Annotated in this window: 19 protein-coding genes; 13 read left to right on the forward strand and 6 right to left on the reverse strand. The window is 68.5% G+C overall.

All coding sequences use genetic code 11. From position 1 onward, the window contains the following. Positions 1-8: 8 nt before the first annotated feature. The 5 genes from gcvP to AC1DBE_RS06535 all read left to right on the forward strand — a co-directional run bounded on the left by gcvP (position 9) and on the right by AC1DBE_RS06535 (position 7,737). Positions 9-2,921 carry an aminomethyl-transferring glycine dehydrogenase gene (gene gcvP / locus AC1DBE_RS06515; RefSeq protein ID WP_476969985.1) on the forward strand — a complete coding sequence of 971 codons (2,913 nt, stop codon included), beginning with the start codon at positions 9-11 and terminating at the stop codon, positions 2,919-2,921. A 12-nt stretch (positions 2,922-2,933) separates the two neighbouring features. Continuing rightward, positions 2,934-4,067 carry a glycine cleavage system aminomethyltransferase GcvT gene (gene gcvT, locus AC1DBE_RS06520; RefSeq protein ID WP_476969986.1) on the forward strand — a complete coding sequence of 378 codons (1,134 nt, stop codon included), beginning with the start codon at positions 2,934-2,936 and terminating at the stop codon, positions 4,065-4,067. 403 nt (positions 4,068-4,470) lie between these two features. After that, a complete protein-coding gene (gene gcvH, locus AC1DBE_RS06525; RefSeq protein WP_476903622.1) occupies positions 4,471-4,857 on the forward strand; it encodes a glycine cleavage system protein GcvH in 387 nt (128 codons plus the stop codon). A gap of 14 nt (positions 4,858-4,871) precedes the next feature. Beyond that, a complete protein-coding gene (gene glyA / locus AC1DBE_RS06530) occupies positions 4,872-6,185 on the forward strand; it encodes a serine hydroxymethyltransferase (protein WP_476970101.1) in 1,314 nt (437 codons plus the stop codon). 139 nt (positions 6,186-6,324) lie between these two features. Continuing rightward, positions 6,325-7,737: an L-serine ammonia-lyase gene (locus tag AC1DBE_RS06535; protein ID WP_476969987.1), complete on the forward strand. Its 1,413-nt coding sequence runs from the start codon at positions 6,325-6,327 to the stop codon at positions 7,735-7,737. A 23-nt stretch (positions 7,738-7,760) separates the two neighbouring features. Here the strand turns inward: AC1DBE_RS06535 and AC1DBE_RS06540 are convergent, their stop codons facing one another. Beyond that, the gene (locus tag AC1DBE_RS06540) at positions 7,761-8,315 is read right to left on the reverse strand and encodes a TspO/MBR family protein (protein WP_476969988.1); all 555 of its coding nucleotides are present in this window, start codon (positions 8,313-8,315) and stop codon (positions 7,761-7,763) included. A gap of 146 nt (positions 8,316-8,461) precedes the next feature. Here AC1DBE_RS06540 and AC1DBE_RS06545 point away from each other — a divergent pair, with 146 nt between their 5' ends. Both AC1DBE_RS06545 and AC1DBE_RS06550 read left to right on the forward strand, forming a co-directional pair. Then, positions 8,462-9,535: a lipid II:glycine glycyltransferase FemX gene (locus AC1DBE_RS06545; protein WP_476969989.1), complete on the forward strand. Its 1,074-nt coding sequence runs from the start codon at positions 8,462-8,464 to the stop codon at positions 9,533-9,535. 30 nt (positions 9,536-9,565) lie between these two features. After that, positions 9,566-11,062 carry a threonine/serine exporter family protein gene (locus AC1DBE_RS06550; protein WP_476879085.1) on the forward strand — a complete coding sequence of 499 codons (1,497 nt, stop codon included), beginning with the start codon at positions 9,566-9,568 and terminating at the stop codon, positions 11,060-11,062. Positions 11,063-11,075: 13 nt separating this feature from the next. On the opposite strand, the gene AC1DBE_RS06555 is transcribed toward AC1DBE_RS06550, so the two are convergent. After that, entirely contained in the window at positions 11,076-11,915 is an 840-nt protein-coding gene (locus AC1DBE_RS06555; RefSeq protein WP_476969990.1) for a siderophore-interacting protein, read from the reverse strand. A 25-nt stretch (positions 11,916-11,940) separates the two neighbouring features. After that, the gene (locus AC1DBE_RS06560; RefSeq protein ID WP_476879087.1) at positions 11,941-12,720 is read right to left on the reverse strand and encodes a uracil-DNA glycosylase; all 780 of its coding nucleotides are present in this window, start codon (positions 12,718-12,720) and stop codon (positions 11,941-11,943) included. Positions 12,721-12,873: 153 nt separating this feature from the next. Between AC1DBE_RS06560 and AC1DBE_RS06565 the strand changes: the two genes are divergently transcribed. From AC1DBE_RS06565 to AC1DBE_RS06590, 6 genes are all read left to right on the forward strand, one after another. After that, positions 12,874-13,197, forward strand: a complete 324-nt coding sequence (locus AC1DBE_RS06565) for a DUF3263 domain-containing protein (protein WP_476969991.1) — start codon at positions 12,874-12,876, stop codon at positions 13,195-13,197. Between the two features lie 92 nt (positions 13,198-13,289). Then, the gene (locus AC1DBE_RS06570) at positions 13,290-13,904 is read left to right on the forward strand and encodes a LytR C-terminal domain-containing protein (protein ID WP_476969992.1); all 615 of its coding nucleotides are present in this window, start codon (positions 13,290-13,292) and stop codon (positions 13,902-13,904) included. Positions 13,905-14,075: 171 nt separating this feature from the next. After that, positions 14,076-14,279, forward strand: coding sequence for a cold-shock protein (locus AC1DBE_RS06575; protein ID WP_476879090.1), 204 nt, complete (start codon positions 14,076-14,078; stop codon positions 14,277-14,279). Positions 14,280-14,350: 71 nt separating this feature from the next. Then, positions 14,351-15,589, forward strand: a complete 1,239-nt coding sequence (locus AC1DBE_RS06580; RefSeq protein ID WP_476970102.1) for an ABC transporter substrate-binding protein — start codon at positions 14,351-14,353, stop codon at positions 15,587-15,589. Between the two features lie 297 nt (positions 15,590-15,886). Further along, entirely contained in the window at positions 15,887-17,524 is a 1,638-nt protein-coding gene (gene groL / locus AC1DBE_RS06585; protein WP_476903619.1) for a chaperonin GroEL, read from the forward strand. Positions 17,525-17,690: 166 nt separating this feature from the next. Next, the gene (locus tag AC1DBE_RS06590) at positions 17,691-18,710 is read left to right on the forward strand and encodes an RNase H family protein (RefSeq protein ID WP_476879092.1); all 1,020 of its coding nucleotides are present in this window, start codon (positions 17,691-17,693) and stop codon (positions 18,708-18,710) included. A 94-nt stretch (positions 18,711-18,804) separates the two neighbouring features. Here AC1DBE_RS06590 and AC1DBE_RS06595 read toward each other — a convergent pair whose 3' ends face one another. From AC1DBE_RS06595 to AC1DBE_RS06605, 3 genes are all read right to left on the reverse strand, one after another. Then, positions 18,805-19,092 carry a WXG100 family type VII secretion target gene (locus AC1DBE_RS06595; protein ID WP_476879093.1) on the reverse strand — a complete coding sequence of 96 codons (288 nt, stop codon included), beginning with the start codon at positions 19,090-19,092 and terminating at the stop codon, positions 18,805-18,807. Positions 19,093-19,225: 133 nt separating this feature from the next. Then, positions 19,226-20,755, reverse strand: coding sequence for a sensor histidine kinase (locus tag AC1DBE_RS06600; protein WP_476903618.1), 1,530 nt, complete (start codon positions 20,753-20,755; stop codon positions 19,226-19,228). 2 nt (positions 20,756-20,757) lie between these two features. Continuing rightward, positions 20,758-21,468, reverse strand: coding sequence for a response regulator transcription factor (locus AC1DBE_RS06605; protein WP_476879095.1), 711 nt, complete (start codon positions 21,466-21,468; stop codon positions 20,758-20,760). Between the last annotated feature and the right edge of the window lie 59 nt (positions 21,469-21,527).

The following is a 21,527-nucleotide window of genomic DNA, read 5'->3' on the forward strand; positions in this document are numbered from 1 at the left end:
CCTTAGTTATGGAGTTCCTAGTGACTGTTACCTCAGCCTCCACGTCCTTCGTTGACCGGCATATTGGCGCCCGCCGCCAGGCCGACGTCGCCGCCATGCTCAAGGCAGTCGGCTACGACACCGTCAACGACCTTGTGGACACCGCCGTACCGAAGGACATCCGGCAGGATTCTGACCTGGCGCTGGGCGTAGCGCTCAGCGAAGTGGAAGTCCTCGCCGAGCTGCGCACGCTGGCCTCGAAGAACAAGACCGCCGTCCAGATGATCGGCCAGGGCTACTTCGACACCGTCACCCCGGCCGTCATCCGCCGGAACATCCTCGAGGCCCCGGCCTGGTACACCGCCTACACGCCCTACCAGCCGGAAATCTCCCAGGGCCGGCTCGAGGCGCTGCTGAACTTCCAGACCATGGTCCAGGACCTCGTGGGCCTGCCGATCGCCAACGCCTCGCTCCTGGACGAAGCCACCGCCGTTGCCGAAGCCGTCCTGATGATGCGCCGGGCCAACAAGAACAAGGCCGCCCACGACGGCAAGACCGTCCTCGACGCCGACTGCCTCCCGCAGACCATCGCGATCGTCAAGGGCCGCGCCGAGGCCCTCGGCTTCGAAGTTGAGGTCGCCGATCTGTCCAAGGGCCTGCCCAAGGGCGTTATCAACGGCGTCGTGCTGCAGCAGCCGGGCGTCTCCGGCCGCGTCTTCGACCACACCGCCGTCATTGCCGAGGCCAAGGAACGCGGCGCCCTCGTCACCGTGGCCGCGGACCTGCTGTCCCTGACCCTGATCACCCCTCCCGGCGAGCAGGGGGCCGACATCGCCGTCGGCTCCGCGCAGCGCCTCGGTGTGCCGCTGTTCTTCGGCGGCCCGCACGCGGCTTACATGGCCGTCCAGAAGGGCCTGGAGCGCTCCATGCCCGGCCGCCTGGTTGGCGTCTCCAAGGACAACGCCGGCATCCCCGCCTACCGGCTGGCGCTGCAGACCCGCGAGCAGCACATCCGCCGCGAGAAGGCCACGTCCAACATCTGCACCGCCCAGGCGCTGCTGGCCATCGTCGCGTCCTTCTACGCCGTCTACCACGGCCCCGACGGGCTCAAGGCCATCGCCGAGACCACCCACGGCCACGCCAAGACCATCGCCGCCTCGCTCCAGGCTGCCGGCCTGGACGTGCTGCACACCTCCTTCTTCGACACCGTCACCGTGTCCGTGCCGGGCAACGCCGCCGGAATCATCGCCGCCGCCGACGCCAAGGGCATCAACCTGCGCGCCATCGACGCCGACACCGTCGGTATCTCTGCTGACGAAGCCACGACGCCGGCGATCGTCGCCGACGTCGTCGCCGCCTTCGGCGCGACTGTCGTAGACAAGAATTCAGAGGATGCCGCAGGCTTCGCCCTGGACTCCGCCGTCGAACGGACCTCGGACTACCTGCAGCACCCGGTGTTCAACACCCACCGCTCCGAAACCCAGCTGCTGCGCTACATCCGGCGCCTCTCGGACCGGGACCTGGCCCTGGACCGCACCATGATCCCGCTGGGCTCATGCACCATGAAGCTGAACGCGACCGCCGAGATGGAAGCCGTCTCCTGGCCGGAGTTCGCCTCCATCCACCCGTTCGCCCCGGAGTCCCAGACCGCCGGCTGGCGCGAACTGATCGAGGACCTCGAGGCACAGCTGACCGAGATCACCGGCTACGACCAGGTCTCCATCCAGCCCAACGCCGGCTCCCAGGGCGAACTCGCCGGGCTCCTCGCGATCCGCGGCTACCACCTCTCCCGCGGCGACGCCCAGCGCACCGTCTGCCTCATCCCGGCCTCGGCGCACGGCACCAACGCCGCCTCCGCGGTCCTGGCAGGCATGAAGGTCGTAGTGGTGGCCACGGCCTCCGACGGTACGATCGACCACGCCGACCTGACCGCCAAGATCGAACAGCACCGCGACGCGCTGTCCTGCATCATGATCACCTACCCCTCCACCCACGGGGTCTACGACGCCGACGTCCGCGAAGTCTGCGACGCCATCCACGCTGCCGGCGGCCAGGTCTACATCGACGGCGCCAACCTGAACGCCCTGGTCGGCCTCGCGCAGCCGGGCCAGTTCGGCGGCGACGTCTCGCACCTGAACCTGCACAAGACCTTCTGCATCCCGCACGGCGGCGGCGGACCCGGCGTCGGCCCGGTCGCAGCCAAGGCCCACCTGGCACCGTTCATGCCGGGCAACGCCGCGGATCCCGCCAACGGCGCCGACGGCACCCCGATCTCCGCATCCCGCTACGGATCGGCCGGCGTGCTGCCGATCTCCTGGGCCTACGTGAAGCTCATGGGCGGTGCCGGCCTGACCGAGGCCACCAAGTCCGCCCTGCTCGCCGCGAACTACATCGCGACCCGGCTCAACGAGTTCTTCCCGGTGCTCTACACCGGTGAGGGCGGCCTGGTGGCGCACGAGTGCATCCTGGACCTGCGCGAACTCACGGCCAAGACCGGCGTGACCGCCGAGGACGTCGCCAAGCGCCTGATCGACTACGGTTTCCACGCCCCCACCCTGGCGTTCCCGGTGGCCGGCACCCTGATGGTGGAGCCCACCGAATCCGAGGACCTGGGCGAGATCGACCGGTTCATCACGGCCATGATCACCATCCGCAAGGAAATCGACCAGGTGGCCCACGGCGAATTCACCGTCGAGCACAGCCCGCTGCGCAACGCACCCCACACCGCCGCGGCCGCCGTGTCCACCGACTGGGACCGGGCCTACCCGCGCGAGCAGGCCGTGTTCCCGGTCCACACCCTCCGCCAGGACAAGTACTTCCCGCCGGTCGGCCGGATCGACGGCGCTGCCGGCGACCGTAACCTCATCTGCTCCTGCCCTCCCCTCGAAGCCTTCGAAGAGGACACCGCAGACCACTCCGCCACCTCCGACTCCGCCAACTAAGGACAGCCACCGATGACTGAGAACTACACGGCTCTGTACGAAGAGCACAAGAAGGCCGGCGCGTCCTTCACCGATTTCGGCGGCTGGCAGATGCCGCTGAAGTACACCTCCGAACTGGCCGAGCACCACGCCGTCCGCAACGCAGCGGGCCTGTTCGACCTCTCCCACATGGGCGAAGTCTGGGTCACCGGCCCGGACGCCGCCGCGTTCCTCGACTACGCCCTCGCCGGCAAACTCTCCGCCATGGCCGTGGGCAAGGCCAAATACTCGCTGATCTGCCAGGAAGACGGCGGCATCATCGATGACCTCATCACGTACCGCCGCGGCGACGAGAAGTTCCTCGTCGTCCCGAACGCCGGCAACGCCAAGGTGGTCGCCGCCGCGCTCGCCGAACGGGCTGCCAACTTCGACGTCACGGTAGAGGACGTCTCCGCCGAGACCTCCCTCATCGCGGTCCAGGGCCCCAAAGCCGAAGCAATCCTGCTCCGCCTGGTCCCGGCCGCCCAGCACGGGCTCGTCACGGAGCTGAAGTACTACGCCGCCGTCGAGGTCCCCTTTATGGTCGCCGGCACGAGCCAGGAGCTGCTGCTGGCCCGCACCGGGTACACCGGCGAGGACGGCTTCGAGATCTATGTCCCGAACGACGACGCCGCCGCCCTCTGGCAGGCGCTGCTCGCCATCGCCGAAGACGGCGAGTTGACACCGGCGGGGCTCGCATGCCGCGACTCGCTGCGCCTGGAGGCCGGCATGCCGCTCTACGGCAACGAGCTTTCCCGCGAGGGCAACCCTTACTCCGCTGGCCTGGGACCCGTCGTCGCGCTCTCCAAGGAAGGCGACTTCGTGGGCAAAGCAGCCCTGGCGGCATTGAAGGAAGCCGGCGCCGGGTCCACCACCGGGCGTAAGCTCGTCGGGCTCAAGGGCCTGGGCCGCCGGGCCGGCCGCGGCCACTACCCGGTCCTCAAGGACGGCGCCGTCGTCGGTGAAGTGACCTCGGGCCAGCCCTCGCCGACCCTCGGCTACCCGGTGGCCATGGCCTACGTCGACGTCGAGCTGGCCGAGCCCGGCACGGCCCTGGACGTCGACCTCCGGGGCAAGGCCGAGCCGTTCGAAGTTGTCGCACTGCCGTTCTACAAGCGCCAGAAGTAGCCCTCCGGTCCCGGAGCCGAGGCTGGCTCCGGGACCGTCCGGCCGCAGCGGTTCCCGAGTCCGGGACCGGCAGGCCCCGGTTTTCACGCGTGCTCGCTCGTCCCTCGCTTAGACGCACGCTTTCGAAAACCGCGGCCAGCCAGCCCCTCAAGGTCAGCCGCCCTTCCGTTCCAAGCGCCATTGGGGGTGCATTGGAACTCCAAGGTGCTACACGAACGGCCACTGGTTCTTTCCGGAGAACTGTTGGCCCCGAAAACGGAACTGGATAGCGGCGGGGGAGGGGATTCCGGAAGCATGCGTCTAAGCGAGGAACGAGCGAGCATGCGGAGGAATCGCCTCCCCCGCCACCCCACCCGGCCACAGCTAACGTGGCCCATGACTTTCAAACGCAAAGGAAAAAACCATGGCAAAAGTTGCCCCTGAACTGCAGTACTCCGACGAGCACGAGTGGGTTGCCCGGGACGCGGGATCGAACACCGTGTCCATCGGCATCTCCGCCGTCGCCACTGACGCCCTCGGCGACATCGTCTACGTTGACCTGCCCGAGGTTGGTTCCGCGGTGACCGCCGGCGAGACCTGCGGCGAGGTCGAGTCGACCAAGTCCGTGTCCGACCTGTACGCACCCGTCACGGGCGAAGTGCTCGAGATCAACGACGCCGTCGTCGCTGATCCCGCGCTGATGAACAGTGATCCGTACGGTGCGGGCTGGCTGTTCAAGGTAGCCGTGGAGTCCGAAGGCCCGCTGCTGTCCGCACAGGAGTACGCATCCAAGAACGGCGGCGAGCTGTGAGCGGCGCCTCCGCGATGGCCGGCACCGTAGCGTTCGAGCAGGTCGTCTCGCCGTCGCTGGACGCGGACCTGTCCGCCCTGGACCCGGAGATCGCGGCGACGATCGATGCCGAACTCACCCGCCAGCGCGACGGCCTCGAAATGATCGCCTCGGAGAACCACACCGCGGCCGCCGTTATGCAGGCGCAGGGGTCGGTGCTGACCAACAAGTACGCCGAGGGGTACCCGGGCAAGCGTTACTACGGCGGCTGCGAGCACGTCGACGTCATCGAACAGCTGGCGATCGACCGGGTCAAGGCCCTGTTCGGTGCCGAATTCGCGAACGTCCAGCCGCACTCCGGCGCGCAGGCCAACGCATCCGTGATGCACGCCCTGATCCGTCCCGGTGACACGATCATGGGCCTGAACCTGGCCCACGGCGGGCACCTGACGCACGGCATGAAGATCAACTTCTCCGGCCGGCTCTACAACGTGATCCCGTACCAGGTGCGGGAGGACGACCACCGGATCGACATGGCCGAGGTGGAGCGCCTGGCCCAGGAGCACAAGCCGCAGCTGATCGTGGCCGGCTGGTCCGCGTACGCCCGGCAGCTGGACTTCGCGGAGTTCCGCCGGATCGCCGATTCGGTGGGCGCGTACCTGATGGTGGACATGGCGCACTTTGCCGGGCTGGTCGCGGCCGGGCTGCACCCCTCGCCGGTCCCGCACGCCCACGTCACCACCTCCACCACGCACAAGACCCTCGCCGGTCCGCGCGGCGGGATCATCCTGAGCAACGACGCCGACATCGCCAAGAAGATCAACTCCGCGGTGTTCCCCGGCCAGCAGGGCGGCCCGCTTGAGCACGTCATCGCGGGCAAGGCTGTGGCGTTCAAGATCGCCGCGTCCGAGGAGTTCAAAGAACGCCAGGGACGTGTCCTCGCCGGCGCCCGGATCCTCGCCGAGCGCCTGGTCCAGCCGGACGTCACCGCCAAGGGCATCAACGTGGTGTCCGGCGGGACCGACGTGCACCTGGTCCTGGTGGACCTGCGCGACTGCGAGCTCAACGGTCAGGAGGCCGAGGACCGGCTCGCCGCGATCGACATCACGGTCAACCGCAACGCCGTGCCGTTCGATCCGCGCCCGCCGATGGTGACCTCCGGGCTGCGGATCGGCACCCCGGCCCTGGCGACCCGCGGCTTCGGCGAAGCCGCGTTCGCCGAGGTTGCGGACATCATCGCCGAGGCGCTGACGGCCGACGCCGGAGCGGACCTGAGCGGACTCCGCAGCCGGGTGGAGGCGCTCGCCGCCGCGCACCCGCTCTACCCGTCGGTTGCCAAGCTAGGCTGATATCACCCCGGGGCCGATCTTTCCGGATCGGCCCCGGGCCGCCGGCCCACCGGTGGCATTCCGCCCTCCGGGGCATCCCCTCCAAGGGCACCTCTTTTCACACCACTCCACTTTTCATCCCCAGTTAGGAAACCCGGCCATGGCTGTAGGCGTCTTTGATCTCTTCTCCATTGGGATCGGCCCGTCGAGCTCCCACACGGTGGGGCCGATGCGCGCGGCCGCGGTGTTTGCCGAAGAACTCAAGGCCTCGGGGGACCTCGATGCCGTGGCATCCCTGCGCGTGGATCTCTACGGGTCCCTGGCCGCGACCGGACACGGCCACGGAACCATGACGGCAATCCTGCTCGGACTGGAGGGCTACCACCCGGAACTGATCCTCCCCGAGGAAGTCGAGGACCGGCTCGCCGCGATCGCCGAAACCGGGACCCTGCGACTGGCCGGCACCGTTGTGCTGCCCTACGGGGTGAAGGACATGGTCCTGCGCCCCCTGACCGTCCTTCCGCGGCACACGAACGGGATGACCTTCACGGTCTCCGACGCCGACGGCACCGTCCTGCACCAGGCGACTTTCTTCTCCGTCGGCGGCGGCTTCATCGTCCGCGAAGGCGAGGAGGACGCGGCCCTGAAAGAACTCGACGCCTCCAAGAAGGAACTGCCGCTGCCGTTCCGGACCGCCGCGGAACTGCTGGCCCACTGCCAGACCACCGGACTAGGCATCAGCGACGTGATGCGCGTCAACGAGGAAGAGGCCCGGACCGCCGAGGAGATCCGCGCCGGGCTCCTGCACATCTATGCCGTGATGGAAGGCTGCGTGGAGACCTCCCTCAAACGCGAGGGGCTGCTCCCCGGCGGGCTGAACGTCCGACGTCGGGCCCCTGACTGGCACGAACGCCTCCTGAAGGAAACCCCCGGCCAGGACCCCGACTACCGCGACCCGAAATACTGGCAGGAATGGGTGAACCTCATCGCCCTGGCCGTCAACGAGGAAAACGCCTCCGGCGGGCGCGTCGTCACCGCGCCAACCAACGGGGCCGCCGGGATCATTCCCGCGGTGCTCTACTACGCCCTGCACTTCGCCCCCGGCATGGACCAGGCCACCCAGGCCGACCGCGACGAGACGATCGTGAAGTTCCTCCTGGCCGCGGGCGCCGTCGGTGTGCTCTACAAGGAACAAGCCTCGATCTCCGGTGCCGAGGTGGGCTGCCAGGGCGAAGTCGGCTCCGCGTCCTCGATGGCCGCCGCCGGCCTCGCCGAAGTCATGGGCGGAACGCCGGCCCAGGTCGAGAACGCCGCGGAAATCGCGATGGAACATAACCTCGGCCTGACCTGCGACCCGATCGGCGGCCTCGTCCAGATCCCCTGCATCGAACGCAACGCCATTGCCGCGGCCAAAGCCATCAACGCCGCCAAAATGGCCCTCTGGGGCGACGGCACCCACCGTGTGTCCCTCGACGAAGTCATCATCACCATGCGCGAAACCGGCAAGGATATGTCCTCCAAATACAAGGAAACCGCGATGGGCGGCCTCGCCGTCAACGTCGTCGAATGCTGATTCCCTAGTTGTGCAGAGCCGGCCTAGTTGTGCAGCGCCGCCCACAGATTCAGCGATGAGGCGAACACCACCCAGGAGAGGTACGGCAGCAGCAACAGCCCTGCCGTGCGGCTGATCGGGCCGAAACGCAGCACCGTGATGGCCACCATCACCGCCAGCGCCGCGATGATGCCGAAGCTGACCCAGAGGGCGGGTGTGCCCAAGGCCGGATACAGGCCGAAGAACACCGGCGTCCACAGCAGGTTCAGCACGAGTTGCACGGCGTAGACCCCGAGCGCGGCCCTGCCGGCCCGGGCCCGTGTGCGCCAGACCAGCCAGGCGGCCACGGCCATGGCGATGTAGAGGATGGTCCAGACGGGGCCAAAAAGCCAGTTCGGCGGGGACCACGGCGCCTTGTCCGCGTCCGCGTACCAGCCGTTGACGTTGCCGGCCGTGGCCAGCCCGCCGAGCGCTGCGACGAGGGCCGACGCGCCCAGGAACAGTAGCAAGGCCAGCCACTGGGCACCGGGGCGCGCGTCCTGCACCGTGCCTTCGGTGGCGTGCGGGCCGACGGCGGGCGGTTCAGGGTGCGCGTACATACCTCCAGCCTAAACCGGACCGTGCCGCCCGACGGCGCCGCCGACAGCGTCGCGGGACCGGGACGGTGCCCGCCTCCCGATAGACTTGAATCTGCATGCCAGCCATGCCGCCGAAGCTCGTTCCGCGAAGATTGGATACCGCACCCTTGCGTGAATTCACTGCCCGCTTTGCCTCCGCCGAAGAGGTCGCCAACTGGGACGCACACGTCACCGCGAACCCCAACGGCGGGAATCTGCTTCAATCCGAAGCCTTCGCCGAGGTCAAACAGCACTTCGGCTGGAAACCGCTTCACCTGGTCTATGAGACGGCGGACTACACCAGCTACAACCTTGTCCTCGAGAAGTCCTTTCCGGTCCTCGGCAAACTCTGGTACCTGATCAAGGGCCCGGATGTGGCCTCGGTGGAGGACATCCCGGGCATCGCGGCGGCCAACGCCGAGTTCGTCAAGCGTGCCCGGCTCGGAGTTTTTGCCATCAAGATCGAGCCGGACATCGTCCTCTCCGACGACGCCCGCCGGGTCATCGAGGGCGCGGGGCTGGTCAAGACCCACAACCTGCAGCCCAACGACTCCACGGCGCTGCTGGACATCGAACCGCAGGAAAACCAGCTGCTCCGCAACCTGCACTCCCGCGGCCGCAACGCCGTCCGCCGGGCCATCCGCGAGGGCGTCGAGGTCCACAACGTCGAGCCCAGGGAGGAGAACTTCCAGGCCATGTACGCGCTGATGACCAACACGGTCGAGGCCAAGTCCCAGGTCCGCGTCCGGGAGTACGACTACTACCGGCAGTTCTGGACCAACTTCCTGGCCCGCGGCCAGGGCCGCCTGCTCTTCGTCTACGAAAACGGTGTCCCCTCCGTGGGCGCCTTTGTGATCAACTACGGCCGCAAGGGCACTTACAAGGACGGCGGGTCCCTGCAGAAAAGGAGCCAGTACGGCGACTCGCACCTGGTCCAGTGGACGGCCATCAACCAGCTCAAGGAACTAGGCTGCACGGAATATGACTTCTGCGGCACACCGCCCAGCGACAAGCTGAAGGACACCTCCAACCCCTTCCACGGCCTGGGCCTGTTCAAGACCAGCTTCAGCAAGACCGTCACCGATTTCGTCGGCTGCTACGACCAGGTGCTGAGCCCGCTGAAATACAAGGCGTGGATGGCGGCGGGGGAGCGCGTCGCCCGCCAGTTGTACACCCGGCGCACGGGCCAGCAGTTCTACTAGACCGCCCCAGGGTGAAGTGAGGAGGCCGGAATGACAAAAACCCCCGACGGCCGCCGCGGGCCGCAGACCGACGGCCTGCCCAAGACCGAGCCGATGTCGCCCCTGCAGGTGCGGCAAAACGCCGCGGCCAAACGTATGCTCCGCCGGCTGGTCCAGGGTGAAAACCCGCCCACCGCGCCGCTGAGTATCGTGGACCGGCTCGCCGGCAGCCCGTACGCCAACCCGATGATCCAGGTGGGCGGCGTCGATGCCTCCGCCCGGAAAACCATTGACTTCGCCCTCAAGCTCGCCGAATCCATGTTCCGTTACGGTGCCGGCGCCCTGGAAGTGGAGACCAGCATCATCGCCATCACCGCGGCGCTGGGGCTGAAGAACATCGAGGTGGACATCACCAACCAGTCGGTGGCCATCAACTACGCCCCGAAGGACCAGACCCCCATCACCCTGCTGCGGGTGGTGCGCTCGTGGACCAACAACTACGCCGGCCTGGCCGAAGTCCACCAGCTGGTCACGGACATCGTGGCCGGGGGTGTGGGACGCGAGGAGGCCGTGCGCCGGCTCGAAGAGATCACCCACAGCTCGAAACCCTTCCCGCGCTGGATGGTCACCGTGGCGTTCGGCGTGTTCTCCGCCGTCTTTGTGGGTGTGCTCGGAGGCGGGCTCGCTGCCTCGGCCGTCGCCTTCCTCTCCAACCTCCTGGTCAGCCTGCTCGCCCGGCAACTGGGCCGGTGGCGCACCCCGGACTTCTTCGTTACGGCGGCGTGTTCCTTTGTCGTCACGCTCGTCGCGCTGCTGCTGTGGCGGTTCGGCAGCCCCGTCGGGATCCAGATCGCCCCCGCCATCGTGGTGGTCGGCGGGATCCTGCTGCTGCTCCCCACGGGCCGGCTCGTCTCATCGGTGCAGGATGCGATCAACGGCTTCCCCGTCACGGCGGCCGGCCGGTTCCTCTCCACCATGCTCACGTTCGGCGCCCTGGTCTCCGGCATCGCGGTGGGCTTTGTGGTAGGTGCCATGACCGGGATGCGGTCCATCGACGTCACCGAAACATTCCCGTCGAGGTATCCGTTATGGGTGCTGGTCCTTCTGGTGGCGATCGCCGTCGTCGCTATCGGCGTCACCGAACAGACGTCCCTGAAGCTGCTGCTGCCGACGGCCGCGGTCGGTGTCATCGGCCACCTGGCCCTCATCGGCGGCACGGCTGCCGGCATCGGCCCCCGGTTCTCCCCGGCCCTGGCGGCTGTGGTGATCGGGCTCCTCGCCCGGGTGGTGGCGCTCCGGATGGGTGCCCCGCAGCTGGTGGTAGCCGTTCCGGCGGCCCTTATCCTGCTGCCCGGACTGACTATATTCCGGTCCATGTATGTACTGACGATCGAGGAATCGGCCATCCTGACCGGTGCCGTGGGGATGCTGAACGCCGGGGCCATCGTCCTGGGCGTCGCGGCCGGCATTGTGCTCGGCGACACGCTGGCCCGGCCCCTGACCCGGAGCCTGGCCAGCAACGAGCGGCGCCGGGCCCGGCGCCGCTAGGCGGGGGCCGGGGCTAGATCTTGCCGATCGGCAGTTTCTTCTCGGCCTGGAAGTCGTCTTCCACCCGCCCGCTGGCCCAGTAGCCGGAGAGCGAGACCTGCCCGCGTTCCAGGCCGCGTTCTGTGAAGAACACCTCGCGCAGCCCCTTCATGGAGCCGCGCTCCCCGTGGGCGAACACGTGGACGCGGCCTTCCGGCCACCGGGCGCCGCGCACGGCCTCCACCAGCACGCTGCTGTTCCCGGCCGGAACGCCGCGGCGCCTGAGCCAGTGGAGCTCCACGCCGGCGGGCGCCTCGAGAGTGAGGACGTCGGCGTCGTCGTCCACCTCGAGGAAGGCCAGGCCGCGGGCATCGCGCGGAAGGGACTCGATGGCCGCGCTGATCGCGGGCAACGCCGACTCGTCGCCGGCGAAGAGGTGCCAGTCGGCCGTCGGATCGGGGTTGTATCCGCCGCCGGGACCGGTGAAGACAAGCTCATCCCCGGGCCGGGCCGACGCGGCCCAGGGGCCCGCGAGCCCTTCGTCGCCGTGGACCACAAAGTCGATGGCGAGCTCGGCGGCCGCGGTGTCCACCCAGCGGACCGTGTACGTCCGGGTGTACGGCCACTGCTCGCGGGGATGGGATTCCCGGACCGCCCAGAGATCCAGCGGCTGCGGGTAGGAGACCCCGGGCTGCGGGAACGCAATTTTCACATACCGGTCCACGTACCCGTTGTTGACGTAGCCGGCGAAACCGGGACCGCCGGCCACGATCCGGACCATGTGCGGGGAGAGCTGCTCGCGGCGCAGGACGGTGAGGTTGGTCTGGGGCCGGGAGTTCCGGTTGGCGGTCGTGGCGGCGGGGACGCTGGTCATGCAGCTAAGCCTAGCCACAAACCTTTCAAGGCAGCGGCGGGAGCTCCCAGTCCACGGCGCCGCCACCCTGGCCCGCGAGCAGCTCATTGGCACGGCTGAACGGCCGGGAACCGAAGAACCCGCGCGAGGCCGACAGCGGGCTCGGGTGGGCGCTGGCGATCACCGCGGCGGACCCCAGCAGCGGCCGCACCCCTTCGGCGTCCTTGCCCCAGAGGATCGCCACCAGGGGAACCGGGCCGCCGTCGGTACCGGTCCGGTCCACCAAGGCGCGGATGGCGGCGGTCGTGACCGCCTCCCAGCCCTTGTTGCGGTGCGATCCCGCCGCTCCGGCCCGCACGCTCAGCACCCTGTTCAGCAGCAGCACACCTTGGTCGGACCAGCGGCCGAGGTCGCCGTGGACCCGCGGCGGCAGCCCCAGGTCGGCGTCGAGCTCTTTGTAGATGTTGGCCAGGCTGCGCGGGACGGGCCGGGTGGCGCCGTCCACGGCGAACGACAATCCAACAGCGTGCCCGGGCGTCGGATAGGGATCCTGGCCGACGATCAGCACCCGCACCCCTGCCAGCGGCTGCCGGAAGGCCCGCAGGACGTTCGACGGCGCCGGCAGCACCTCATGGCCGCTTGCGGCCTCGGTGGCAAGGAAATCCAGGACAGACCGGAGCTCCGGCTCGACGGGGCGCAGCGCCTCGGCCCAGTCCGTCGCCATCAGGCCGGCCAGCGGCAGGCCGGCGAGGGCGGCAAAGTCCGCGGCCTGGCCGCCTGCGGGCTCAACGTCGAAAAGGGTGTCGGGAGGAAACGAATCAGGCACCACCCCATTCTTGCAGGGCGGCCGAAGGCGCCGTTGGGACCCTCCCGCCCGTTGAATGACAAGCCTGTTATTCGGCCGTAACATAGGGGGAGTGCCGTCCCCAAAGACGCCAACCCCAATGACCCCCCGTCCCCGACGAACTAGGAGTGCGCAGTGGCCGAAGCAGCACGCGAGTACCTGCCGGCGGAGGACGTCGACGCGGTGCGGACGGCGGTCTCCGAAGACTCGCCCCTGAGCAGCCGGGACCAGCAAATGCTGGCGCTGGAGCGGCAGTGGTGGAAGTATGCCGGGGCCAAGGAACAGGCCGTCCGTGAACTCTTCGATCTCTCGGCCACGCACTACTATCAGATCCTCAACGCCCTGATCGACACCGAAGCGGCCTTGGCCCACGATCCGATGCTGGTCAAGAGATTGCGTAGACTACGTACGTCACGACAACGTGCCCGCACGGCACGCCGTTTAGGCTCAGACGCGTAAAAACCGCGTAAGGCCGGGCCGGAAGCGCGGAAAGCCGCGCGGTTTCCGGCGTCGGGCCGTCAGCCAGAAATCAGCAAGGACGTCGTTTTACCATGACCAAATACGCTCGGGACGAATTTGACCGGATCCCGGAGGCATCCGCCCGGCAGGGTGTCCACCGTACAGTCGCCACCCCTTCCACCCGCCGCCTGATTCCGATCCTGGCCGTCGGGGTGGCCGCCTTGGCCATCGGCCTTGTCGCTTTCCTCCTGCTGCCCAAGCTGGGCTTCGGACCCGGCACGGGCTCGCTGTCCGCTGACCAGGCCGGCAGCAACGCTGCGGCATCGCAGGCACCCAGCGCCGCGGCCAAGCCGTCGGCCAGCAGCAAACCGACCGCAACGCCCTCGCCGGCGTCCTCCACGCCGGCTGCGTCGGCCACTCCGAGCGCCGCCGTGGACAAGACGCAACCGGTGACCATCTACAACGGCACCGCGACAGCCGGACTCGCCGGCAGGGTCGCCTCCACCGTCACCGCGGCCGGATGGACGCCCGGCCAGGTGGGCAACTGGAGCGGAGCGCCCCAGCAGACCTCCGTGGTGTTCTACAACGGTGCGGCCCAGAAGGCCAGCGCCGAGGAGCTGGGCTCCCTCCTGGGAATTAGCACGCTGGTGAACTCCGCCGATTTCCAGCTCCCGCTGGTTGTGGTCCTGGGGCCCGGCTTCAAGTAGGGCCGCCGGCGTTCTGTTTCGGTTACGCCTGAATAACTATTCGCACGGCACCCGGGCACCGGCCCGGGACCGGGTGGGAGGCTGTGGGTAGAGTGTCTGCGGGCTTCGTTTCACGGACTGCGGCACACACTGGGGTGGGCCGCAAGCAAGCTAGCTGAAAGTGTGGAGAACATGGCATTGGGGACCGTCAAGTGGTTTAACGCGGAAAAGGGCTACGGCTTCATCACCGTGGACAGCTCCGGAGCGGACGTGTTCGTGCACTGGTCGGCGATTGCCGGCGAGGGCTACCGCGCGCTCGACGAGGGCCAGCGGGTGGAACTTGAAGTCGGTGAGGGCGAGAAGGGCCCGCAGGCCGAAAGCGTCCGGCCCGCCTAGTGGAGTTCCCCTCGACCGCGTCCGCTGCCCGCCCCCGTGACCCCGCCGCGAAGCTCAAGCGCTTTAGCCGGGTGGCCGCCGTTGGCCTGGCCACGGCTGTCGCCCTGGCCTCCTGCGCCGGCCCCGGCAGCAATGCACGGGTGGAGGCAGTTGAAGCGGGCGGGGACGGCACACTGCGGATCGGCCTGATCCTGGACAACACCGGCCCCCAGGACTTCCTCAACGCCCCCCAGCTGGCCGCGGCCAAGCTGGCCGTCAAGGAGATCAACGCGGCCGGAGGACACAAGGGACGCCCGGTGGAACTGCTCCCGGCATCGGTCGGCACAGACACCGCCGCCCAGGCCAAGACTCTCGTGGCGGCCAAGGCCGACGTCGTCATCGGCCCCACTGACTCCAGCAGGGCGGCGGCCGCCATCGATGTCCTGGCACACGCCAAGGTGGCCATGATTTCCCCGGCGAACACCGCGCCCGGGCTGAGCAAATACAAGAGCGACGGCTACTACTTCCGTACCGCCGCCGCTGACATTGCGCAGGCATCGGTGCTGGTCAAGCTCGCCAAGGACGGGGGCGCCAAGACCATCGCCGTGGTGCACGAGGAAGGCGACTACGGCAAAGAGGTGTCCGTGGCCGTCGCGGCCGCGGCGAAAGGCGCCGGCCTCGGCACCTCGGTCGACGCGGAGTTCACCGCCGGCCATGCCCAGCAGGCGGCCGCGGCTGCCAAGGCGGCCGCCCCGGACGCCGTCGTCCTGGTGGCCCGTGGCGGCGCGCAGGGCGCCATCGCCGAACTGAACAACGCCGGCCTGGCCGGCAAGAAACTCATCCTCAGCGACGGCGCAGTCAACCAATACGGTGACGCCCTCGGCGCCAGGGCACTGGACGGCGCCCGCGGGATCCTCCCCGGCACGTTCCCCTCCGCGCACTTCCAGGCCGCGCTGGTGGCCGTGGACCCCGGCCTGAAGGACATGGCCTTCGCGGCCGAGACCTACGACGCCGTCAACCTCGCGGCCCTCGCCGCAGCCGCTGCCGAAGATGACGCCGGTGCCTCGATCGCCGCCAAACTGGTGAGCGTCTCCGGCGGGACAGCGCCGGACGCCGGCAACTCCGGCGCGGCGACGGCCTGCGCGTCCTACCAGGACTGCATCACCGCCCTCCACGCCGGCAAACAACCTGACTACGACGGCGCCTCCGGGCCGATCAACTTCGACAGCAACGGCGACGTTACGGCCGCGGCCTACATGGTTTACACCTACGGGGCGGACAACAAGGCCGCGATGACCGGCAGCGAAACGGCCCGCAGCACCGGCTCCTGATCGCTCGTAGCGAAGAGCGCCGCCCGACGGCGGACTTCCACGCCCCCACTGCTTGCACTCTCCCCGGGGGAGTGCTAATTATTGAGTTAGCACTCCCGCGTATGGACTGCTAACCCGACGCCCGGTTCCGCCGGTCGCGGCGTGGTGGCGGGCTGACCGGGAGCGAGAGAAATACCTGGCTGGGGTGAGATCCCCGGCCCGGCGGCGTACAGAGGCTGCCGGGCAGGAATCGTCCGTCGCGGGCACCGCAGCTGAAGGTCCATTCTTAACGACTGTCCCGAAAGGACTACTGCCGTTATGGCCAAGATCATTGCATTTGATGAAGAGGCACGCCGCGGTCTTGAGCGGGGCCTGAACATCCTCGCCGACGCCGTCAAGGTCACCCTCGGCCCGCGTGGACGCAACGTCGTCCTCGAAAAGAAGTGGGGCGCCCCCACGATCACCAACGATGGTGTTTCCATCGCCAAGGAGATCGAACTGGACGACCCCTACGAGAAGATCGGCGCCGAGCTGGTCAAGGAAGTYGCCAAGAAGACYGACGACGTCGCCGGTGACGGTACCACCACGGCCACCGTGCTCGCCCAGGCGCTCGTCAAGGAAGGCCTGCGCAACGTCGCGGCCGGCGCTGACCCGCTGTCCCTCAAGCGCGGCATCGAGAAGGCCGTCGAGGCCGTCACCACCGAACTCCTGGCCTCCGCCAAGGAAATCGAAACCAAGGAAGAGATCGCCGCCACCGCGTCCATCTCCGCCGGTGACAACGAAATCGGTGCACTCATTGCCGAAGCCCTGGACAAGGTCGGCAAGGAAGGCGTCATCACCGTCGAGGAGTCGAACACCTTCGGCCTCGAGCTCGAGCTCACCGAGGGCATGCGCTTCGACAAGGGCTACATTTCCGCGTACTTCGTCACTGACGCCGAGCGCCAGGAAACGGTCCTTGAAGACCCGTACATCCTGATCGTCAACTCCAAGATCTCCAACGTCAAGGAATTGGTTGCTGTCCTCGAAAAGGTCATGCAGTCCAACAAGCCGCTGCTGATCATCGCCGAGGACATCGAGGGCGAGGCCCTGGCCACGCTGATCGTCAACAAGATCCGCGGCACCTTCAAGTCCGTCGCCGTCAAGGCACCGGGCTTCGGCGACCGCCGCAAGGCGCAGCTGGCCGACATCGCCATCCTCACCGGCGGCCAGGTCATCTCCGAGGAAGTCGGCCTCAAGCTTGAGACCGCCGGACTCGAACTGCTGGGCAAGGCCCGCAAGGTTGTTGTCACCAAGGACGAGACCACCATCGTCGAAGGTGCCGGCGACGCCGACCAGATCGCAGGCCGCGTCTCCCAGATCCGTGCCGAGATCGAAAACTCCGACTCCGACTACGACCGCGAGAAGCTGCAGGAGCGCCTGGCCAAGCTGGCCGGCGGCGTTGCAGTCATCAAGGCCGGTGCCGCAACCGAAGTTGAGCTCAAGGAACGCAAGCACCGCATTGAGGACGCTGTCCGCAACGCCAAGGCTGCCGTGGAAGAGGGCATCGTCGCCGGCGGCGGCGTGGCCCTGATCCAGGCCGGCGCCAAGGCGTTCGCCAACCTGCAGCTCGAAGGTGACGAGGCAACCGGCGCGAACATCGTCCGCGTAGCCATCGACGCCCCGCTGAAGCAGATCGCCTTCAACGCCGGCCTCGAGCCCGGTGTTGTGGTCGACAAGGTCCGCGGCCTGCCCGCCGGTCACGGCCTGAACGCTGCCACCGGCGAATACGTCGACCTGCTGGCTGCCGGCATCAACGACCCGGTCAAGGTGACCCGCTCTGCCCTGCAGAACGCGGCCTCCATCGCCGGTCTGTTCCTCACCACCGAGGCCGTTGTGGCCGACAAGCCCGAGAAGGCCGGCGCCCCGATGGGCGGCGGCGACGACATGGGCGGCATGGGCGGCATGGGCGGTTTCTAACCACCCGGCCCTCAGGCCCTGAACGCCTGGCCTGGCAGGTTCCTGTCAGCGACGGCACGTTCGACGACGGCGGTCCCACTACTGGTGGGGCCGCCGTCGGCGTTAACAGCGGGCATCGGCGGCCCGGCCGGGCGGGGTGACGGCTTCCGTCTGGCAGGATGGTGCAGTGACGATTACAGCAGCGGCCGACGGTTCGGCCCTAGGAAATCCCGGCCCGGCCGGCTGGGCCTGGTATGTAGACGATGACTGCTGGCGTGCCGGCGGCTGGCCGCACGGGACCAACAACCAGGGTGAGCTGATGGCTGTCCTGGACCTGTTCCGGGCCACGGCACATGTCCCCGACGAGCACCTGCACATCCTGTGCGACAGCCAGTATGTGATCAACTCGGTCACCAAGTGGATGCCGGGCTGGAAGCGCAAGGGCTGGCGGAAGTCCGACGGCAAACCCGTGCTCAACGTCGAGCTGCTCAAGGAGATCGACCAGGCGCTCACCGGGCGCAAGTACACGTTCGAATGGGTCCGCGGGCACGCCGGCCACGAGCTCAACGAGGCGGCGGACGACCGTGCCCGGGCCGCAGCCACCGCCCACCAGCAGGGCGTGGCCGTGCGGCAGGGGCCCGGCTACGTCCGGGCCGGAGACAGCAGCGCAGCGGCCGCGGGCGAGGCCCCCCGGGTTCCGCAGCCGGTCGCCGCGGCCACACCTGCCGGCGCCGCCACACCCGCCGCCGGGTCCCGGGCCCCGATTGCAGAGCCCGCCCTTTTCGGTGAGTCCACCCTCTTCGCGGAACCCGACCTGTTCAGCGAGCTGGAAGAGGAATCCCGCGCCGCCGCGGCCGCCCCGGACCAGAGCCCGGAAGCACACGTCGAGGCGCTGGAGCGTGAACTGCTCCGCCCCGAAACCAGGGCCGACCTGGGCCGCACCGGAGTGCTGCTGCACCCGGACTTCACCGAGATCGGCAGCTCCGGACGGCTCTGGACCCGCGACGAAATGATGATGGCCCTTGAGGACGACCCCGGCATGGCCACCGACCTCGAACTACTGGCCGCCGACCGCCTAGGCGAGGACGCCGTGCTCCTGACCTACCGCAGCCACACCCGCACCGGGACGGCACTGCGTAGCTCGCTGTGGGTCCGTGACGGCGCCCAGTGGCGCCTCCGGTTCCATCAGGGCACCAGGGAGGCCTAGCGGCCCGCCTAAGGCCCGTTCCGCGGCCCGCAGAGTGGCAGCAGCGTGGCGGCGGGCCCGTGGGCTAGCCGCAGCGGCCCTGGCCTTTCGCGGGCTAGCTGAAGCGCTGGGCGTTGTTCAGCTCAGCCTGGGCGTAGCTGGCAGCGGCGGAGTTGAGCGCCAGGTTGATGGACGCCAGCGAGGCCTCCACCTTCCCCTGCGTCAGGGTCCACTCCGCCACCAGGGCCTGGAAGTTCGTGGCGGCTGATCCGCGCCAGCTGGCCTGGAGCTCGTCCAGGCCGTGCCGCATCGCCTGGACGTCGGCGCTGATTCTTTCGACCGTGGCCTGGACGTTGGCGGACTTGAGCTGGAGCAGTTCGGTGTCGACGGAGATGATGCTCACGGGAGGGCCTTTCGGGACGGGTGCGAATGCCCGGTATTTCCGGGTACTTTCAGCCTAGGCAGCCCGGCAGGGCCGTCCGTGCGGCCGTCTGCCCTATGTGGAAAAGCCCGTTGCAGGGACCCTTAGACCACCCTTAGACCGCCGTCGTATCCGCGGTGCCGGTCACGGCGTCGATGCCAGCCGTCCCGGCCTCGGCCGCCTCCGCCTCCCGGGTGTCCCCGCGCGGGGCGTCCGGGTCCGCCAGGAACGGGAGGCTGACCACCAGGGTGGCGCCGCCGCCGTCGGTCTGCTGGACGCGGACCGTGCCCGAATGCGAGCCGACGATGGCGGCCACAATGGCCAGCCCGAGACCGCTGCCGCCGGTTTCCCGGGTGCGGGAGGTATCCGCCCGGTAGAAGCGTTCGAAGATCCGTGCCGCCTCTTCGTCGGGGACACCGGGCCCGTGGTCCCGGACTTCAATGATGGAGTGGCGGGTTCCGTCGGCGTCGGCCTTGACACCTACGGCCAGCTCGAGCGGGGTGCCGTCCGGGGTGTACCGCAGGGCGTTGCCCACCAGGTTGCCCACCACCTGGCGCAGCTTCGCCTCGTCGCCCAGTACGGGGGCCGGGGCGCCGGTGCCGCCGTCGAGCCCGCGCAGGGAGATGACGCGGTTCCGGTCGCTGGCCTGGGTGTCCACCACGGCGTCGTGGGCGATCAGGAGCAGGTCCACGGGCTTTTGCTGGAGCGGACGCTGCTCGTCGATGCGGGCCAGCAGCAGCAGATCCTCCACCATGGTGCCCATCCGGATGGCTTCGCTCTCGATCCGCCCCATGGCGGTACCTACGTCCTCGGGCGTGGCCAGGGCGCCGTGCCGGTAGAGCTCGGAGAACCCGCGGATCGTGACCAGCGGGGTGCGCAACTCGTGGCTGGCGTCGGCGGCGAAGCGGCGCATCCGTTCCTCCGAGGCCATCCGGGCGGCGAAGGCGGTTTCGATGTGCGCCAGCATGGCGTTGAGAGACCTGCTCAGGCGGCCCACCTCGGTGTCCGGGTTGCCGACCTCCACGCGGCGGGAGAGGTCGCCGGCGGCGATGGCCGCAGCGGTTTTCTCCACCCGGGCCAGCGGCCGGAAGGAGCGGGTGACGGTCCACGTGGCGATGAAGAAGGCCAGCACCAGTGTCAGCAGCCCCACCCCGACAACCACCAGGATGGCATGCTCCATCACGGAATCCACCGGGTAGAGCGGCAGCCCGATCACCACGACGGCGGAATGCTGGTTGCCGTCCAGGACGATGACGGCCACCACCCGCCAGTTGCGTCCGTCGGTGCCGCGGACCTGGAACGGGGCCTCGCCGCGCTCGTGGGCGTCCTGCGGCGTGATGCTATCGATGGAGGGGTGCGAGCCCTTGCTGCCGCCCAGGACGTAGCCGGGCTGGCCGGGGCTGAAGAGCATCAGCGAATAGTCGGTGGGAACGTTCGGGTTCTGGTCCTGCAACTGGCTGAACGACTGCTGCTGGCGGGCCGTGTCCACGGCGGCCTTGAGCTTGTCATCGACCTGGCCCTGGAGGTAGCTGTGGAGCAGGGCGAGCGTGCCGGCGCCCGTGGCGGTCAGGGCCACAAGCATCAGCGCCATCATGATCGCAACCAGCTGCGACCGCAGCGACGCCGCCTTCCACCGGTGCAGCAAGGTCAGCGCTTCTCGGCCGTCCGGAGCACGTAACCCACGCCCCGCTTGGTCTGGATCAGGGCCGGAGCCGCAGGGTCGATGTCCACCTTGCGCCGGAGGTAGGAGATGTAGGACTCCACGATCGAGGCGTCCCCGTTGAAGTCGTACTCCCAGACGTGGTCCAGGATCTGGGCCTTGGAGAGGACGCGGTTCGGGTTGAGCATCAGGTACCGGAGCAGCTTGAACTCGGTGGGGGAGAGTTCGATGACCGTCCCGCCGCGGCGCACCTCGTGAGCGTCGTCGTCGAGCTCCAGGTCATCGACGCGGATGACGGCGTCGTCGTCCTGCAACGGCTGCGTGCGGCGCAGGACCGCGCGGATGCGCGCCACCACCTCATCGAGGCTGAACGGCTTCGTGACGTAGTCGTCGCCGCCGACGGTGAGGCCGGTGACCTTGTCCTCGGTGTCGTCCTTCGCAGTCAGGAACAGCACGGGGAAATGCTTGCCCGCGGCGCGCAGTCTGCGGGTCACGGTGAATCCGTCCATGTCGGGCAGCATCACGTCGAGGACGGCGAGGTCCGGGGCGTGCAGCTCCGCCGCGGCAAGGGCGTCGCGGCCGGTGCCGGCGGAGACCACTTCGAACCCGGCGAAGCGCAGCGAGGTAGACAGCAGCTCCCGGATGTTGGGTTCATCGTCGACGACGAGCAGCTTGGCTTCGGGACCGTTCTTTTTCATGATTCCCATGATGCTCCCAGACTCTGTGAGTTTTCTGAAAGCCGGATGTGTGTTGAATG

It is taken from the genome of Arthrobacter sp. 10T416 (assembly GCF_056394165.1).

Excerpts from the sequence above, each read along its gene's own strand:
- gcvP (WP_476969985.1), top strand. The coding sequence starts at position 9 with ATGGAGTTCCTAGTGACTGTTACCTCAGCCTCCACGTCCTTCGTTGAC.
- gcvT (WP_476969986.1), top strand. The coding sequence starts at position 2,934 with ATGACTGAGAACTACACGGCTCTGTACGAAGAGCACAAGAAGGCCGGC.
- gcvH (WP_476903622.1), top strand. The coding sequence starts at position 4,471 with ATGGCAAAAGTTGCCCCTGAACTGCAGTACTCCGACGAGCACGAGTGG.
- glyA (WP_476970101.1), top strand. The coding sequence starts at position 4,872 with ATGGCCGGCACCGTAGCGTTCGAGCAGGTCGTCTCGCCGTCGCTGGAC.
- AC1DBE_RS06535 (WP_476969987.1), top strand. The coding sequence starts at position 6,325 with ATGGCTGTAGGCGTCTTTGATCTCTTCTCCATTGGGATCGGCCCGTCG.
- AC1DBE_RS06540 (WP_476969988.1), bottom strand. The coding sequence starts at position 8,315 with ATGTACGCGCACCCTGAACCGCCCGCCGTCGGCCCGCACGCCACCGAA.
- AC1DBE_RS06550 (WP_476879085.1), top strand. The coding sequence starts at position 9,566 with ATGACAAAAACCCCCGACGGCCGCCGCGGGCCGCAGACCGACGGCCTG.
- AC1DBE_RS06555 (WP_476969990.1), bottom strand. The coding sequence starts at position 11,915 with ATGACCAGCGTCCCCGCCGCCACGACCGCCAACCGGAACTCCCGGCCC.
- AC1DBE_RS06570 (WP_476969992.1), top strand. The coding sequence starts at position 13,290 with ATGACCAAATACGCTCGGGACGAATTTGACCGGATCCCGGAGGCATCC.
- AC1DBE_RS06575 (WP_476879090.1), top strand. The coding sequence starts at position 14,076 with ATGGCATTGGGGACCGTCAAGTGGTTTAACGCGGAAAAGGGCTACGGC.
- AC1DBE_RS06605 (WP_476879095.1), bottom strand. The coding sequence starts at position 21,468 with ATGAAAAAGAACGGTCCCGAAGCCAAGCTGCTCGTCGTCGACGATGAA.